Source organism: Bradyrhizobium sp. LLZ17, assembly GCF_041200145.1.
Classification (GTDB): domain Bacteria; phylum Pseudomonadota; class Alphaproteobacteria; order Rhizobiales; family Xanthobacteraceae; genus Bradyrhizobium.
In genome coordinates this window covers 1,157,711-1,173,052 of the sequence record NZ_CP165734.1, presented here as the reverse complement: position 1 = coordinate 1,173,052, position 15,342 = coordinate 1,157,711, and the positions used below count along the sequence as shown (strand labels likewise).

The following is a 15,342-nucleotide window of genomic DNA, read 5'->3' as shown; positions in this document are numbered from 1 at the left end:
GCTTCCTCTTCGATGGCGAACGGCGCTAGCCGCCCGCTCATTGCCGGTCATTTATCGCCATCGCCTGCACCCTCGCAAGGCCGCCGGCGGCGCACCGTCGAAGCGCTCGTTCAAGGAATTTTAAACATGATGGGGGCAACCTCGATCAGTATCCGCGTACAGAGTGCCGCATCATGGTCAAAGCGTCCGCCCTCCTCCTGTTGTCGCTGGCGCTTGCCGGCTGTGCCATGACCCCGCAAGCGAATTTGGCCTCGGATCCCGCCTTCAAACCCGCACGCTACGCCTGGGATGGCGCCGGCGAGGATCCAAATCAGCCGCGTTCGGCCTCGACGCATTCAACGCGCATGGCTGCCAGCCCCGAGCGGGACGGCATCGACGCCGACCAGGACGCCAAGGTCAATCGCTCCCTCGTCATCTGCCAGGGATGCCTGCGGTCGACGCCTCAGCAGGAAGATTCACGGCTCGCCAAAGCGACCGATTGAACCCAACCGCAGCTCCGCTGTTTACCGACATACGCGTCGACCGCAAACCCGCCAACCAGATCGTGCGTTATGACCTGGTGCGCAAAGGTCAGCAGACGGGAGACCTCATGAGCAACGTGGTCAACAACAAAGCCGATCACCGCTACGAGCTCGAGCTGGAGGGCCATCTCGCAACCGAACATTACAAGCTCGACGGCAACGTCATTACATTCGAGCACACGGATGTGCCGAAGGAACTCGGCGGCAAGGGCGTCGGCTCGAAGCTGGTGCAAGGCGCGCTAGACCAGGTCCGCGCGGACGGATTGAAGCTGATCCCGGAATGCCCGTTCGTGAAGGCGTGGATCGAGAAGCACCCGGACTATCAGGACTTGGTGGGGGCGTAACCAACGGGCTCCTCACAGCGCCCCAAGCCTCTTCAGCTGTTCCTGCGCCGTCGGCAAGCCGGGTTTCAATTCCAGGGCCTTGCGGAAATCGGCAATCGCACCCGGCTTGTCGCCAAGCCGTAGCCTGGCCTGGCCGCGATTGTTCCATGAGAACACGTCCGCGGGATCGTATTGCAGCGCCTTGTCGTAGTCGGCGAGACCGCCTTTGTTGTCGCCCTGGTACAGGCGGATCATGCCGCGATTGCGCCAGCCGCGCGCATCGGTCGGCGCAATGCGGATCGCCTCGCCATAGTCCGCGGCGGCGCGATCGAGCTGCTCGCTGCCGCGGTAGACGTTGCCGCGATCGATATAGGCGAGCAGATCGGGCGCAAGCTTGATCCGCGTGGTGTAGTCGGTGAGCGCATGCGGCATGTCGTGCTTGCGATAATACACCAGGCCGCGATTGGCGTAGGCCATGGCATAGTTGCGATCGTGCTTGATCGCAGCGTCGAAATCCGCGAAGGCGCCGTCGAGGTCGCCCTTGTTGAAACGGGACTCGCCGCGATTGTTGTAGGCCAGCGCCAGCGACGGATCGAGCTTGATGGCCTCGTCGTAATCGGCAATGGCGCGATCATAGTCGCGCTTGAAGCTGTAGACGAGGCCGCGATTGTTGAAGGCGCAGGCATAGGTCGGATCGAGCCGGATCGCTTGGTCCAGGTCGGACAGCGCGGCATCGAGCTCGCGCTTCTCGGTCAGGCCATGTCCGCGATTGCAATAGGCGCCGGCGAGCCTGCGGCCGGTCTCGCTCTGGGTATGGATGACAGTCGAGCAGGCCTTGACCCGCTGCTCCGGCGTGCTGGCCGGCCCGACGCAGGCCTCCCAGGCCGGACCGCCCCCGGGCCGCGGCCGGCACCGGCGCGGTCGAGACCAGCGCGGCGAGCAATGCCATGAGGCTGAGCGGGACACGTATTTTCCGGATATCTCCCCTGCGGCAACCTCCCTTCGTCGCGCCTTGGCAAGGCCGGGTTCAGGCACCTAGATCAGCCAGCAAGCCTCGCTTCGGAAGGATCTCGCATGACGGCATCGGTACGCGACAACAAGGAGAGGAGCCGCTTCGAGCTCGATCTGGGCAATGAGCTTGCCTTCGCCAACTACCGGCTGACGCCAGCAGCCGTGATCATCACCCACACCGAAACGCCGCGGGCGCTGCGCGGCCGCGGCATCGCCTCGGAGCTGGTCAGGGGCGCCCTGGACTTGATCCGGCGCGACGGCAACAAGGTGATCGCGGGCTGCGGCTTCGTCGCCGACTATCTCGACAAGCACCCGGACGATGCGGACCTCGTCGCCTAAACGCAAAGGGCCCGCGCGATGGCGGGCCCCCGGCAACGACCGACCTGTCGGTCAGTGCTTGATCTCGGGCGGCAGCTTGCCGCCATTGGCGGCGAGCTTCGACATCACCTGTTTGTGCAGCCACACATTCATGCTCGCGGAATCGTTCATGTCGCCGGTGTAGCCCAGCTCCTTGGCGAGGTCCTTGCGCGCGGCAAGGCTGGAATCGACGTCAAGCGCCTTCATCAGGTCGACGATCGAGGTGCGCCACTCCAGCTTCTCGCCCTTGTGCGCGGCGACAGCCGCATCGACGACGGCCGCAACGTCCACGGTCTGCGCAGGTGCGGCAGACGGTGCCGCGCCCGGCGCCGACGCGCTCGGAGCGGCCCCTGCCGGCGCGCTGCCCGAAGCTGCGCCACCGGCAGGCGCGGCGGAAGCCGGATGGCTGCCGAAGATCGCGCCCATGATTTTACCGAAAATGCTCATGTCTGTTCCCCGAAAAGGATAGGTTGGAAGGGCCTTGAGTGCACTTATAGACGAAGTTCTTGTGTTGCGCGCGCGGTGTTCTCGCGAACCACCCGCAGCACCATGAGCTTATCTGCGGCGAAATGACGACCGAATGACTTCATCGCGGTTGCACCGCGGCATCGATCTCACCCAAGCGTGAGGGACAGGACTCGGGATTGGGAGTAGGCTTTCGGTTCAGTTCGCGACGCCGTCCGGAATTCGCGTCCGGTCGGAATCGCGATCATCCAAAAGCGGCCGCTCGCGCCGTTTGCCGGCGCCGGATTCGGCTGCATGGTAAGGGAGCACGCGACTATGGCCACACTCTACCAGGGCAATGTCCCCACGATGGCCCAGACCGCAGATGCGGCTGGACCGGTGATCCGAGCCATCCAACTCTCCGATCTGCACGACGCGCTCAAACGCGGCTGGGAAGATTTCAAGGCGGTCCCGAGCCACGCCATCGTCCTCTGCGTGATCTATCCAGTGCTGGGCCTCGTGCTCGCCCGCGTGGTGATGGGCTATTCGGTGCTGCCATTGCTGTTTCCGCTGGCCGCGGGCTTTGCCCTGATCGGCCCGTTCGCAGCGCTCGGTCTCTACGAGCTCTCGAGCCGGCGTGAACGCCATGAGGAGGCCAGCGCCTGGGACGCGATGGAGGTGCTGCGCTCGCCTTCCTTCGGCGCCATGCTTGGCCTCGGGGCGCTTCTGCTGGCCTTGTTCGTGACCTGGGTCGCGACTGCGCAGGCGATCTACGTCGCGGCGTTCGGTTATGAGGGCGTGACCGGGATTTCGGATTTCGTGACGCGCGTGCTGACAACATCGCAGGGCTGGTGGCTGATCGCGGTCGGCTGCGGCACCGGATTCCTGTTCGCGCTCGCCGCGCTGTGCATTAGCGCCGTGTCGTTCCCCTTGATGCTCGACCGTCATGCCGGCGCGTTCGAGGCCATGGTCACCTCGCTCCGGGTCGTCGCCAAGAACCCGGTGCCGATGGCGGCGTGGGGCCTGATCGTCGCGATACTGCTGGCGCTCGGCACGATTCCGGCCTTCCTCGGCCTTGCGATCGTCATCCCCCTGCTCGGCCACGCCACCTGGCATCTCTATCGCAAGGCGATCGTCTCCGACCCGAATGCCCGGCCGGTGCCGCCTCCGCCGCCGCGTCCGCGCAAGCCGGCCGCCGACTTCCCGGCCAATCTCTTCCCGTGGCGAAACCGGACGGACGCCTGACCACCTCGTGACGTCCGATCCTGCCGAATCCGGGCAGGATCGGGCGAAGTCAGACGCCTTGGTCATACGCCTTGCTTTGGCCGCGGTTACCACCGAGATTGCCGACGCCGGTCATGCCACTTCATGGAATCAATCTACTCGAATGACCTCGACGATTTCTCGTCTCGCCCTCGCAGCCTTCGCCCTCACCTTCTCAATCCTCTCCGCCGAGCCGGCACTCGCCGCGGTCGCCTGCGGTTCGGGCAATTTCGACGCCTGGCTTACGGATTTCAAAACCGACGCCGCAGCCAAGGGCATCTCGCAACAGGCAATCACCGCCGGGCTCGCTGGCGTGACGCTGGATCAGGGCGTGCTCAACCGCGACCACTCGCAAAAGGTCTTCAGCCAGACCTTCGAGGAGTTTTCCGGCCGCATGGTTCCGCCGCGTCTGCAGCGCGGTTCCAATATGATGAAGCAATACGGCTCGGTGCTTTCGCGCATCGAGCAGACCTATGGCGTGCCGGGCGAGGTGCTGGTCGCGATCTGGGGTCTCGAGACCGATTTCGGCGTCAACACCGGCAAGTTTGCGACCATCCGCTCGCTGGCGACGCTCGCCTACGATTGTCGCCGCGCCGAGCAGTTTCGCGGTGAGCTGATGGATGCGCTGCGCATCGTCCAGCGTGGCGATCTCGCACCGGGCGACATGCGCGGTGCATGGGCCGGCGAACTCGGCCAGACCCAGTTCATGCCCTCGTCCTGGATGAAATATGCCGTCGATTTCGACGGCAACGGCAAGCGCGACCTCCTGCACAGCGCACCCGACGTGCTCGCTTCCACTGCCAACTATCTGGCCGGCTATGGCTGGCAACGCGGCAAGGATTGGCAGCCGGGCAGCCCGAACTTCGCGGTCTTACTGCAGTGGAACAAGAGCGAGGTCTATTCCAAGACCGTCGCATATTTCGCCACTCAGCTCGCGCACGCGCCTTAACGCAAACCCTGAAACGCAAGCCCTGAAACGAACGCGTAGGGCCGATCGCCCGGCGACCGGCCCTCGCTTGAAGCGTGCTTGGCGCCGCGGTCGGCGAATCTCCGCTTCCTCTCAATTCCGGCAAGTTCTCGTCTGCAATGAATTTATATTCATTGTTATGGAGCTTTGCTGCATGCGAATCACGCATGCGCAAGTTGGGCTTACAAGCTGGCACGACATCTTGAAGGTCGCGAGAACGTAACTCATTTCCGAACGGAGGGAACTCGGGCCGCTTGATAAATCCGTGATTTTACGGTGGCTTAGCTCGCTTTCCGACAGACTTCGCCTGTCTATTAGGTTTGGCTGCCGAGAGGTTAATCGTCTCTTACCCGTGCTATGCGCCCTTCGCTTAGCTGCATCGCAACATCGGAACTTCTGCACCGCACCACTCTCACCTATATTCATTTTAACGATGACGCCCGGGCAAGGGCTGAATCGAACTACAGGAGACTACCAATGCTGCTCTCGCTCATCCGCATGATCCAGGCTTTCCGGGACTATCAGCGCAATGTTGCCGAGTTGTCCCAGCTCAGCGATCGCGAGCTGTCCGACATCGGCCTCGATCGCTCGGACATCCCGCGCGTTGCCGCCGGCCAGTACCAGGGCTGATATCGTTCAGCTCCTGACCGGACAAACCGATAACGCCCGCCTCGTGCGGGCGCTGTCGTTTTCAGCGGCAGAAAACTCAATCTCGGCGATTCCACTGGCCGCCGAAAAGCGCTACCTGTCCGCCCCATGACAGGATCCCAATTTAACACCGTGCACGTCATCGGCGCTGGCCTTGCCGGCTCCGAAGCCGCCTGGCAGCTGGCGAAATCCGGCGTGCCCGTGGTGCTGCACGAGATGCGGCCGGACCGTATGACCGAGGCACACCGCACCGACGGGCTCGCCGAGCTTGTGTGCTCCAATTCGTTCCGCTCGGACGATGCCGCCAACAACGCCGTCGGCCTGCTCCATGCCGAGATGCGCCGCCTGGGCTCGCTGATCATGCGCGCAGCCGATGCCAACCAGGTGCCGGCCGGCGGCGCGCTGGCGGTTGATCGCGACGGCTTTTCGGCCGCCGTCACCAAGGCGCTCAACGATCATCCCCTGATCGAGATTGCCCGTGGCGAGATCACAGGCCTGCCACCAGCCGAGTGGAACAACGTCATCATTGCGACCGGCCCCCTCACCTCCGCCCCCTGGCCGACGCCATCCGCGAACTGACTGACGAGAACGCATTGGCCTTCTTCGATGCGATCGCGCCGATCGTGCATCGCGAATCCATCGACATGTCGGTGGCCTGGTTCCAGTCGCGCTACGACAAAGTCGGCCCCGGCGGCACGGACGCCGATTACATCAATTGCCCGATGACCAAGGACCAGTATGACGGCTTCGTCGCTGCGTTGACTGCCGGGGAGAAGACCGAGTTCAAGGAGTGGGAGACCAACACGCCCTATTTCGACGGCTGTCTGCCGATCGAAGTTATGGCGGAGCGCGGCCCCGAGACCTTGCGCCACGGTCCGATGAAGCCGGTCGGCCTCACCAATCCGCACGATCCCTCGACGAAGGCCCACGCAATCGTGCAGCTGCGGCAGGACAACAGGCTCGGCACGCTCTACAACATCGTCGGCTTCCAGACGAAACTGAAGTATGGCGAGCAGCAGCGTATCTTTCGCACCATTCCGGGTCTGGAGAAGGCCGAGTTCGCACGGCTCGGCGGCCTGCATCGCAACACTTTTCTGAACTCACCCAAGCTGCTCGACGGCCAATTGCGGCTGCGCGCGCAGCCCCGCCTTCGTTTTGCCGGCCAGATGACTGGCTGCGAGGGGTACGTGGAGTCCGCCAGCGTCGGCCTGATCGCCGGCCTCTACGCGGCAGCCGACGCACGTGGCGAGCGACTTGCGAGCCCACCAAGCACGACGGCGCTCGGATCGCTGCTCAGCCACATCACCGGCGGCCATATCGAAACCATCGAGCCTGGCACGCGCTCGTTCCAGCCGATGAACATCAATTTCGGCCTGTTCCCGCCGCTTGTGAGCGCGCCGACGAAGAAGCCGGACGGCACGCGCCTGCGCGGCAACGAGAAAACAATTGCCAAGAAGCAGGCAATGAGCGCACTGGCGCTTGCCGATCTCGATCGCTGGATCGCCAATCACCTGCGCATTGCCGCCGCCGCGTGAGTTTTCGATGACTCTCCCCAAAGACGACGCCGCGGTGCTTTCGGCGCGCTGGATCGAGGGCGTGCTGCTCAAGCGCGACGTGTTCTCGACGGTCGAGCGCGGCCGCTTCCGTGGCAACAATGGCGAAGTCGACGCCGTGCTGCGCCGGCTCGATGAGGTGCCGTGGTGGTCGTTCCTGCTGGCACGCCATCTGTTCGCGCGCGAGAAGCATGCGCTGGCTCTGGCCAAGGGCCTTGACGTCGGTCCCGAGCTCTTGTGGGCCGGCCGCCGCGCCCTGATGCGGGGCTTCGTTGACGGCGTCGCGCTGCATCTGGCGAAGCCGCATGGCGACCTCGCCTATTTCCGCTCGGCCAAGGCCGCGCTGCGTCGGCTGCGCCGCGCCGGCATTTGCCACAATGATCTCGCCAAGGAGCAGAACTGGCTGGTCGGCCGCGATGGCCGCGCCTATGTGACCGACTTCCAGCTCGCCGCCTGCTTTGGACGCCGTGGCCGGCTCTATCGCATCCTGGCCTATGAGGACCTCAGGCATCTCCTCAAGCACAAGCGTTCCTATGCGCCCGAGGCGCTGACGGCCCGGGAGCGCAAGATCCTCGCGAAGAAGTCATTCGCCGCGAGCCTGTGGCTTGCGACCGGCAAGAAGGTCTATCGCGCGATCACACGCGGGCTGTTCAACTTCACCGACCGCGAGGGCGGCGGCCGCCGGCTCGTCAACGATGCGCCGGTACTGGCCGAACTGATCCGCAAGAATCCAGCCGTGCGCGACACCGCGATCGTCGCCTTTGCCGACCGCCGCTCGGGCGTCGGGCTCTATGCCTTCGTCGAAGCGGATCAATCTGCGCTCGAGGGCGCGCTTCGCAACGAGCTCAGCGCCGCGAAAGGCCCGAAGCCGCCGGAACACATCCAGGTCGTGCACGCATTGCCGCGCGACGCCAGCGGCAATCCACGTACCGAGATCCTGCAACTGGTCGCCATGAACCAGCTCGATCTGATCGAGCCGATGATGAAGAACGATCAGGACCGCGCCTTTCTGAAAGACATTCTGGAGCAGCGCAAAAACCTGCGCGACCGCTTCAATTTCGAGGCGGACCTGCCGGCAAGCTAGCGCGGGGCCCGCGCCTTGAAGCGTCCACATTGCCAATGGAGAAGCGGCCGGTAGCGCGCCGGCTTGGTAAGCAATGAGCACCTGGGGGACGATGACATTTCGGGCATTTGGCGGAGCTGTCGCAGGCAGTCTGCTGCTGGCGGCGTTGCCTGCAATGGCTGCGGAGTCGCCGGCCGAACTGATCTCCAGCTTCCGCCTCAAGCATGGTGAGGTCCGCGTCGTACGTGATGCCACCCTCGACCGCATTGCGATGGATCAGGCCCGCGCCATGGCGGCGAAGGATGATCTGAGCCACGAGACGCTCGGCCCGTTCAACAGGCGGATCGCACCGGCCGGCGCAGGCCGTGCCGCCGAAAACATCGCGTACGGTTACGACAATTTCGAGAAAACGCTCGGCCAGTGGATCGATTCCTCCGGTCATCGCAAGAACCTGCTGCTGCACAACGCCTCCCGCATCGGCATTGCGAGCGCCAAAAATGCCAGCGGGAAGCGGACCTACTGGGCGATGGAGATCGCCGGCGACTACGCGCCGAAGCCAGGCAAAGGCACGAAGGACAAGGAACCGCTGGTGGCCGTGAAGCGCGAGACCGCTCCAGCAAGCAAGCACAACTCCAGCAACTGCCACATCAAGCTGCTCGGCCTCTGTATCTGAGGCGATCTCAGGCACTATTCCCTGCTACCCGCCATCTTGCTCGGGTACCTGGACGTGTCTAATTCATGCAGGAGGACTGCGAGAAGCGGAGGCGCGCTTGATCGACATCGACCGAATACGTGCCGATACACCGGCCGCCTCACGTCTTGCGTACCTCCACAATGCCGGAGCGGCTCTCATGCCCGCTCCCGTTGTCGAAACCATGAAACGGCATATCGATCTGGAGAGTGAGATCGGGGGTTACGCCGCGGCCGACCGTGAGTCCGCTCGACTTGAGGCAGTCTATGGCTCAGTCGCTCGGCTGTTGAATACCGCGCCGGATGAAATCGCTCTGACGGAGAACGCAACGGTTGCCTGGCAGATGGCGTTCTACGCGCTTCCGTTGCGCGCGGGCGACCGGATCCTGACCGCCGAGGCGGAATACGCCGCCAATTATGTCGCCTTTCTTCAGGTCGCGAAGCGAACGGGCGCGATCATCGACATCGTGCCGAGCAATGCCAGCGGCGAACTCGACATCCATGCGCTCGAGCGCATGATCGATCAGCGCGTCAAATTGATCGCGATCACCTGGGTCCCGACCAATGGCGGGCTCGTCAATCCTGCGGAGGCGGTCGGCAAGATCGCGCGGGCACACGGCATTCCCTATTTGCTGGACGCCTGCCAAGCAGTCGGGCAGATGGAGGTCGACGTCGAAGCGATCGGATGTGACATGTTGTCGGCCACCGGCCGCAAATTCCTGCGCGGCCCGCGCGGCACCGGCTTCCTCTACGTCCGCCGCGCGCTGTTGCAGCGGCTCGAACCGCCGATGATCGATCATTTCGCAGCGCCCTGGGTCGCACGCGATCAATACCGGCTGCGCGACGATGCGCGCCGATTCGAGACCTGGGAGAACAACTACACAGCCCGGCTTGGACTCGGGGCTGCCGTCGATTACGCCCTCAATGTCGGAATACGCCCGGTCGAACAGCGCTGCCGCATGCTTGCGGACCGCCTTCGCAGCGGTCTCGGCTCCATTCGTGGCGTCACAATTCGCGACCTCGGGCACGCGCCTGGTGCCATCGTCAGCTTCACGATCAAGGGGTATGAGGCGGAAGCCATCGTCAGCAGCGCCGCCGCGGCCGGCATCACGATCGGCGCATCGGATCCATCGAGCACCCGCATCGACGCCGAAATGCGCTCGCTGCCGGTAGTCGTGCGCGCCTCTCCGCATTACTACAACACGGAAGCCGAGATCGATCGGTTGATCGGCCTCCTCACAGATTTGGTTCCGCGGTAGCGCCGCTCACGCGCAGCGCGCACTCAATCCGGATGCACTAAGCCTCGCCATGACCTCGTCGAGATGCGCGCTGTCGCGGGTTTCGATGACCAGCTGCAGCAGTGTCGCCTTGGCGGGCAGGTCGGAGAACGTCCGCTGGTGCGAGACCTCGATGATGTTGGCACCGGCTTCGGCCAGCAGCGCTGCGACGGCAGCCAATTGCCCGGGCCGATCCGGGATATCGAGCGACAATTGGGTCAGCCGTCCCTCACGCGCGAGCTCGCGCGTGAGCACCGAGGCGATCAGCCTGGTGTCGATGTTGCCGCCGCTCAGGACCAGCCCGACTTTCTCGCCGGTGAAGCGCGACGGATCGGACATGACAGCCGCGAGGCCGGCAGCACCCGCGCCTTCGACGACCGTCTTCTCGATCGAGATCAGGGTTGCGACCGCGCGCTCGAGCTCGGCTTCGTTGACGAGTGCAATGTCGTCGACCAGCCGGCGAACGATCTCGGTGGTGATCTTGCCGGGCGATTTGACTGCGATGCCTTCGGCCAGCGTATCGCCGCGCGCGGGCAGAGCGCCGCCATGAATCGCGTTGTACATCGAGGGATAGAGCCAGGCCTCGACGCCCACGATCCGCAGCGACGGCTTCAGCGATTTCGCGGCAATGGCGATGCCGCTGATCAGGCCGCCGCCGCCGATCGGGACGAGCAGCGTGTCCAGGTCCGGCACCGCCTTGAGCATCTCCAGGCCAACGGTACCTTGCCCCGCGATGACGAGCGGATCGTCATACGGATGAACGAAGATCATGCCGCGGGCCTCGCCGTGGCTTCGCGCAAACGCGGCCGCCTCCTCCAGTGTCGCACCCGTGACCACCACCTCTGCGCCGTGATGCCGGGTGTTCTCGACCTTCACCATCGGGGTGCCAACGGGCATGACAATGGTGGCGGGAATACCGAGCCGCTTCGCGTGATAGGCAACGCCCTGCGCATGGTTCCCCGCCGACATCGCGACGACGCCCCGCGCCCGTTCCTCCGGCGTCAGCGCGGTGAGCCGGTTCAGCGCGCCGCGCTCCTTGAACGAGGAGGTGAACTGGAGGTTCTCGAATTTGAGCCATATCTCGCAGCCGCAGATGTTACTCAGCGTCCGGCTGTAACTGCAGGGCGTTTCGACCACGGCGCCGCGGATCGTAGCGGCGGCGGCGTGAATGTCGGCCGGCGCGACTGGAAAGTCGCTCAGATCGGAGGACACGGTTTGGGAGACGTCAGCCATAGGACAGCATAGAGCATTTGGCCGGCCCAGGCGATAAGCCGAACGCTATTTGGTAAATTCCCGAGATCGTGAAGCCCGCCACAGCGTCCACAGCGTGCGCAACCGCGATACTGGCTGCGGCGCGAAGGGATTGCGGCCCAGCCGCGACAGATTCTTGAGATCTGCCCGCGCCTGGCTTAGCGGCAGAAAAACAGGCCGCACTGACGACGGCACCTCCCGCAGCAGCGACACGGCGGTTGCCAAGTGCTGCTGCGCCTCGCTCACGAGTTGATCCAGAACGGCACCGAGAGCGGAGCTCTGCTTGCCCGCAAAGACATCCTCCATGCTGCAGCCGTGGCTTGCCAGGAGTTGCTGCGGCAGGAACAGCTGCCGGTGCGCGGCGGCGCGCGGCAGGTTGGCGACGATCTGCGCGATGCCCTGCGCCAGCCCGGCATGTCGCGCGAGATGCTCGACCGCGTCCGAAGGCGGCGCCATGATCCGGGCCGCGAGCGCGAACAACGCCGAACAGGTCGCGGCCAGATACCCCTCCAAGGCCGTCATCGTCGGCATTGGATCGTTGTAGAGGTCGAATTGGTGCTCGTCGACGAGCAGTGACAATGGCTCGACCGGCAGCTCAAAATCGCGGATGGTCCGCAATAGCTCCGCCGCGACCGGATTGCCCTCGGCACTGCCATGGGCATGACCCGACAGCATGTCGGTCCACCATTGCAGTCGGATTTCACCCGGCAAGGGCTGGCTCACCTGGTCGCGGACGCGGACGATCTCGACATTGAAGGCGTAGAGCGCCAGCAGCGCGCGACGCTCGGCAGCGGGTGTGAACAGCGTCGCGGCATAGTGCGGAAAGTCGTTGGTGCGAACGAGATCGGCGCAGAAGGCGGCGCTATCGGCGGCAGGTGCGGCGCTGTTCATGGCACGGCGATCAACGCGGCCGCGACGCGACGCCGTTCGCCCATCATGATGTTGTAAGTGCGCACGGCGGGGCCGGTCTGCATCGTGTCCAGCACCACCCTCACCGCTTTCAGGGCTTGCCGCAGCTCCGGCGGCGGCAGCCACACGCCGGTTCCGGTGCCGATCAGCAGCGTGTCGATGGAGTTGGCTGCCGTGAAGACCCGTTCCAGCGAATAGCGGTCGATCCTGGCGGGATCGGTCACGTCCCAGGCCCAGATCGCATCGGGCAGGCAGAGCAGTGAGCCGCGATGGGACATGCCAGCAAAGGCAAAGCCGCCTTTTCCATAGGCTTCGATGGGTGCCGAACGCGGGAAATGGGGAGCGTTGGGATCGCCGGCCATGAGCTTCGTCCGAATGGGGCTTATTGCCCTCGCAAACGCCTGCGAGGGCTGGCGGTTCGGATCATGCCTTGTTTTTCTTCGCCGACGCAGCCTCTTCTTTCGCATCTTCACGATGCTCGCCGACGCCGAGATAGATCAGGATCGGCGCCGCGATGAAGATCGAGGTGTAGGTGCCGACCAGCACCACGCCGAACATCATGACGGCCGTGAAGCTGTGGATGGCGTGCCCGCCGAACAGCAGCAGCGCAAGCAGCGCCAGCGTCACCGTGAAGTGGGTGATGATCGAGCGTGACAGCGTCGAGTTGATGGACTCGTTGAGCAGCTGCGGCATCGGCATCTTCTTATAGCGCCGCAGCATCTCACGGATACGGTCGTAGATGACGACAGTGTCGTTGAGCGAATAGCCGAGAATGGTCAGAAGCGCCGCGATGCTGGTCAGGTCGAAGTCGACCTGGCTGATCGACATGAAGCCGATGGTCAGCACGATGTCGTGCACGTTGGCGATCATGGCACCAAGCGCGAACTGCCATTCGAATCGGAACCAAAGGTAGATCAGGATCGAGACGATCGCGAGCATCAGACCGGCCATGCCCCAACCCAGCAGTTCGCCGGAGACACGCGGGCCCACCACCTCGACGCGGCGATACTCCACGGACTCGCCGAGTGCGCCGCGAACCTTGTCCACCGCTGTCTGCTGCGCCTTGTCGCCGCCCGGCTGCTCGGCAACCTGGAGCAGCACGTCGGCAGGGCCGCCGAATTGCTGCAGCTGGACCTCCCCGAGACCCAGGCTGCCGAGGGTTGACCGCATCTGCGCGAGGTCCGCCGTGCCTGACTTGGCGCGCACCTCCATCAGGGTGCCGCCCTTGAAATCGATGCCGAAATTCAGACCGTGAGTGAAGAACAGCACGATGGCGAAGATCGAGAGCGTCGCCGAGATCGGGAACGAAATACGGCGGAACTGGGTGAAGTCGAAATGCGTGGCGTCCGGCACGATGCGCAGCGACGGCAGCAGTCCGAGCACGCTGACCACGGTCAGCACGGCAATCAGGACGCCGAGGGAGATGAGAACGATTTGAGTAGTGGTCACAGCCGGCCTCGAATGATCAAATCGGCACGGTCTTCGGCCGCTTCCACTGCACCCACCATGCCACGATCAGGCGGGTCATAGTGAACGCGGTGAAGACCGTGGTGATGATGCCGATGCCGAGCGTGACTGCGAAGCCGCGCACCGGACCGGTGCCGATCATGAACAGCACCGCAGCGGCGATGAAGGTGGTGATATTGGAGTCGAGAATGGTGGCGAGCGCCCGCTTGAAGCCCGCGTCGATCGCCGAGATCGGGGTTCTCCCGCCGCGCAACTCCTCGCGGATGCGCTCATAGATCAGCACGTTGGAGTCGACTGCGATACCGACCGTTAACACGATGCCGGCGATGCCGGGTAGGGTCAGCGTGGCGCTGAGCAGCGACAACAGGCCGAAAATCATGGCAACGTTGATACAGACGGCGATGTTGGCGAACACGCCGAACAGCCGGTACGTCAACAGCATGAACACGACGACCAGGATCGAGCCGACATAGGCAGCGAGTTCGCCCTTCTCGATCGAGGTCCTGGCCGAGGCCCGGGCCGACCGTGCGCTCTTCCACGACAGTCAGTGGCGCCGGTAGCGCGCCGGCGCGCAAGAGAATGGCGAGGTCATTGGCCGACTGCACGGTGAAACTGCCGGAGATCTGGCCCTGACCACCGGTGATCGGCTCGCGAATGACCGGCGCCGAGATCACCTTGTTGTCGAGAATGATCGCGAAGGGCACCCCGACATTCTCCTGCGTGGCCTGCGCGAACTTGCGCGCGCCCGAGCTATTGAACTTGAAGCTGACGATCGGCTCGTTGGTCCGCTGGTCGAAGCCCGCCTGGGCGTCGGACAGGTCGCTGCCGGCAACCAGCACCTGCTTCTTGACGACGTAGCCGGGCGGCGGCGGGTTGGCGCTCGGCAGGAACTCGGTGTCGGGCGGCAAGCTGCCCCGCTGCGCCTGGTCCGGCGGCACCGAGGGATCGACCATGCGGAATTCCATCTTCGCAGTCTTGCCCAGCAGTTCCTTCAGACGGGTGGGATCCTGCAAACCCGGCACCTGAACCAGAATGCGGTCGTTACCCTGACGCTGGATGATAGGCTCGACGGTGCCGAGCTCGTTGACGCGCTTCTCGACGATCTGGATCGACTGCTCGATGGTCTTGCGCAAACGCTCGATCATCGCGGACTCCGGAATAGTGAGGCGGATCAATCCCCCACCGGCATCGGAGACTTCAAGGTCACGCTGACCGCTGGACCCCACAAGGCCACCAATCGGCTGCGCAAGCTCACGCAACTTGGCGAGCACCGTCTGGGTGTCCGGGTCCTTGACGCGCACCTCGACGGCATCGCCCTTCGTGACGAGACCCGTGTAAGCGATCTTGGCCTCACGCAGCACGCGACGAACGTCGTCGCGGATCTGGTCGAGCCTTTCCTTCTTAACATAGTTGGAATCGACCTCGAGCTGCAGAGAGGAGCCGCCCTGCAAGTCGAGACCCAACACCAGGCGCCGCTGCGCCCACGCCGGCCAGGTCTTCACCTGCGCCTCGGGGAAGAAGTTCGGGACCGCGCAGAGGCACACGATCAGCGCCGTCAGGATAATCCCGAGCGCTCTCCACCGCGTGAAATACAACAT

At 64.1% G+C, this 15,342-nt stretch carries 15 protein-coding genes and 2 pseudogenes; 10 read left to right on the top strand and 7 right to left on the bottom strand.

Features of this window, described 5'->3' with window-relative positions:
- Positions 1–173: 173 nt before the first annotated feature.
- Both AB8Z38_RS05840 and AB8Z38_RS05835 read left to right on the top strand, forming a co-directional pair.
- On the top strand, positions 174–482 hold the full coding sequence (locus AB8Z38_RS05840) for a hypothetical protein (protein ID WP_369723509.1): 309 nt from the start codon (positions 174–176) through the stop codon (positions 480–482).
- Positions 483–589: 107 nt separating this feature from the next.
- On the top strand, positions 590–865 hold the full coding sequence (locus AB8Z38_RS05835) for a GNAT family N-acetyltransferase (protein ID WP_369723508.1): 276 nt from the start codon (positions 590–592) through the stop codon (positions 863–865).
- 12 nt (positions 866–877) lie between these two features.
- Here the strand turns inward: AB8Z38_RS05835 and AB8Z38_RS05830 are convergent, their stop codons facing one another.
- Complete coding sequence (locus tag AB8Z38_RS05830; RefSeq protein ID WP_369723507.1) at positions 878–1,810, bottom strand: tetratricopeptide repeat protein; 933 nt, start codon at positions 1,808–1,810, stop codon at positions 878–880.
- A 108-nt stretch (positions 1,811–1,918) separates the two neighbouring features.
- On the opposite strand from AB8Z38_RS05830, the gene AB8Z38_RS05825 reads away from it, so the two are divergent.
- On the top strand, positions 1,919–2,194 hold the full coding sequence (locus tag AB8Z38_RS05825) for a GNAT family N-acetyltransferase (RefSeq protein WP_369723506.1): 276 nt from the start codon (positions 1,919–1,921) through the stop codon (positions 2,192–2,194).
- 51 nt (positions 2,195–2,245) lie between these two features.
- Here the strand turns inward: AB8Z38_RS05825 and AB8Z38_RS05820 are convergent, their stop codons facing one another.
- Positions 2,246–2,659, bottom strand: a complete 414-nt coding sequence (locus AB8Z38_RS05820) for a DUF3597 domain-containing protein (RefSeq protein ID WP_369723505.1) — start codon at positions 2,657–2,659, stop codon at positions 2,246–2,248.
- Between the two features lie 333 nt (positions 2,660–2,992).
- Between AB8Z38_RS05820 and AB8Z38_RS05815 the strand changes: the two genes are divergently transcribed.
- The 7 genes and pseudogenes from AB8Z38_RS05815 to AB8Z38_RS05785 all read left to right on the top strand — a co-directional run bounded on the left by AB8Z38_RS05815 (position 2,993) and on the right by AB8Z38_RS05785 (position 10,099).
- Positions 2,993–3,901, top strand: coding sequence for a DUF2189 domain-containing protein (locus AB8Z38_RS05815; RefSeq protein WP_369723504.1), 909 nt, complete (start codon positions 2,993–2,995; stop codon positions 3,899–3,901).
- A 142-nt stretch (positions 3,902–4,043) separates the two neighbouring features.
- The gene (locus AB8Z38_RS05810) at positions 4,044–4,868 is read left to right on the top strand and encodes a lytic murein transglycosylase (protein ID WP_369723503.1); all 825 of its coding nucleotides are present in this window, start codon (positions 4,044–4,046) and stop codon (positions 4,866–4,868) included.
- Positions 4,869–5,363: 495 nt separating this feature from the next.
- Positions 5,364–5,516 carry a DUF1127 domain-containing protein gene (locus AB8Z38_RS05805; RefSeq protein WP_018458011.1) on the top strand — a complete coding sequence of 51 codons (153 nt, stop codon included), beginning with the start codon at positions 5,364–5,366 and terminating at the stop codon, positions 5,514–5,516.
- Positions 5,517–5,642: 126 nt separating this feature from the next.
- A pseudogene (gene trmFO, locus AB8Z38_RS05800) lies at positions 5,643–7,069 on the top strand (methylenetetrahydrofolate--tRNA-(uracil(54)-C(5))-methyltransferase (FADH(2)-oxidizing) TrmFO).
- 7 nt (positions 7,070–7,076) lie between these two features.
- Positions 7,077–8,171: a serine/threonine protein kinase gene (locus AB8Z38_RS05795; RefSeq protein ID WP_369723502.1), complete on the top strand. Its 1,095-nt coding sequence runs from the start codon at positions 7,077–7,079 to the stop codon at positions 8,169–8,171.
- A gap of 91 nt (positions 8,172–8,262) precedes the next feature.
- Positions 8,263–8,823 carry a CAP domain-containing protein gene (locus AB8Z38_RS05790; RefSeq protein WP_369723501.1) on the top strand — a complete coding sequence of 187 codons (561 nt, stop codon included), beginning with the start codon at positions 8,263–8,265 and terminating at the stop codon, positions 8,821–8,823.
- A 97-nt stretch (positions 8,824–8,920) separates the two neighbouring features.
- Positions 8,921–10,099, top strand: coding sequence for an aminotransferase class V-fold PLP-dependent enzyme (locus AB8Z38_RS05785; protein WP_369723500.1), 1,179 nt, complete (start codon positions 8,921–8,923; stop codon positions 10,097–10,099).
- Between the two features lie 6 nt (positions 10,100–10,105).
- Here the strand turns inward: AB8Z38_RS05785 and AB8Z38_RS05780 are convergent, their stop codons facing one another.
- The 5 genes and pseudogenes from AB8Z38_RS05780 to secD form a co-directional block, all read right to left on the bottom strand.
- The gene (locus AB8Z38_RS05780) at positions 10,106–11,350 is read right to left on the bottom strand and encodes a threonine ammonia-lyase (RefSeq protein ID WP_369723499.1); all 1,245 of its coding nucleotides are present in this window, start codon (positions 11,348–11,350) and stop codon (positions 10,106–10,108) included.
- Positions 11,351–11,395: 45 nt separating this feature from the next.
- Positions 11,396–12,259, bottom strand: a complete 864-nt coding sequence (locus AB8Z38_RS05775; RefSeq protein ID WP_369723498.1) for a phytoene/squalene synthase family protein — start codon at positions 12,257–12,259, stop codon at positions 11,396–11,398.
- Positions 12,256–12,639: an Mth938-like domain-containing protein gene (locus AB8Z38_RS05770; protein WP_369723497.1), complete on the bottom strand. Its 384-nt coding sequence runs from the start codon at positions 12,637–12,639 to the stop codon at positions 12,256–12,258. The genes AB8Z38_RS05775 and AB8Z38_RS05770 overlap by 4 nt, the downstream gene beginning before the upstream one ends.
- A 61-nt stretch (positions 12,640–12,700) precedes the next feature.
- Complete coding sequence (secF, locus tag AB8Z38_RS05765) at positions 12,701–13,726, bottom strand: protein translocase subunit SecF (RefSeq protein WP_369723496.1); 1,026 nt, start codon at positions 13,724–13,726, stop codon at positions 12,701–12,703.
- A 16-nt stretch (positions 13,727–13,742) separates the two neighbouring features.
- A pseudogene (gene secD, locus AB8Z38_RS05760) lies at positions 13,743–15,342 on the bottom strand (protein translocase subunit SecD).

What these genes read in the sequence shown, in the direction of transcription:
- AB8Z38_RS05805 (WP_018458011.1), top strand. Translation starts at nt 5,364, where the DNA reads ATGCTGCTCTCGCTCATCCGCATGATCCAGGCTTTCCGGGACTATCAG.
- AB8Z38_RS05790 (WP_369723501.1), top strand. Translation starts at nt 8,263, where the DNA reads ATGACATTTCGGGCATTTGGCGGAGCTGTCGCAGGCAGTCTGCTGCTG.
- AB8Z38_RS05825 (WP_369723506.1), top strand. Translation starts at nt 1,919, where the DNA reads ATGACGGCATCGGTACGCGACAACAAGGAGAGGAGCCGCTTCGAGCTC.
- AB8Z38_RS05835 (WP_369723508.1), top strand. Translation starts at nt 590, where the DNA reads ATGAGCAACGTGGTCAACAACAAAGCCGATCACCGCTACGAGCTCGAG.
- AB8Z38_RS05820 (WP_369723505.1), bottom strand. Translation starts at nt 2,659, where the DNA reads ATGAGCATTTTCGGTAAAATCATGGGCGCGATCTTCGGCAGCCATCCG.
- AB8Z38_RS05775 (WP_369723498.1), bottom strand. Translation starts at nt 12,259, where the DNA reads ATGAACAGCGCCGCACCTGCCGCCGATAGCGCCGCCTTCTGCGCCGAT.
- AB8Z38_RS05795 (WP_369723502.1), top strand. Translation starts at nt 7,077, where the DNA reads ATGACTCTCCCCAAAGACGACGCCGCGGTGCTTTCGGCGCGCTGGATC.
- AB8Z38_RS05770 (WP_369723497.1), bottom strand. Translation starts at nt 12,639, where the DNA reads ATGGCCGGCGATCCCAACGCTCCCCATTTCCCGCGTTCGGCACCCATC.
- AB8Z38_RS05840 (WP_369723509.1), top strand. Translation starts at nt 174, where the DNA reads ATGGTCAAAGCGTCCGCCCTCCTCCTGTTGTCGCTGGCGCTTGCCGGC.
- AB8Z38_RS05780 (WP_369723499.1), bottom strand. Translation starts at nt 11,350, where the DNA reads ATGGCTGACGTCTCCCAAACCGTGTCCTCCGATCTGAGCGACTTTCCA.
- AB8Z38_RS05815 (WP_369723504.1), top strand. Translation starts at nt 2,993, where the DNA reads ATGGCCACACTCTACCAGGGCAATGTCCCCACGATGGCCCAGACCGCA.
- AB8Z38_RS05810 (WP_369723503.1), top strand. Translation starts at nt 4,044, where the DNA reads ATGACCTCGACGATTTCTCGTCTCGCCCTCGCAGCCTTCGCCCTCACC.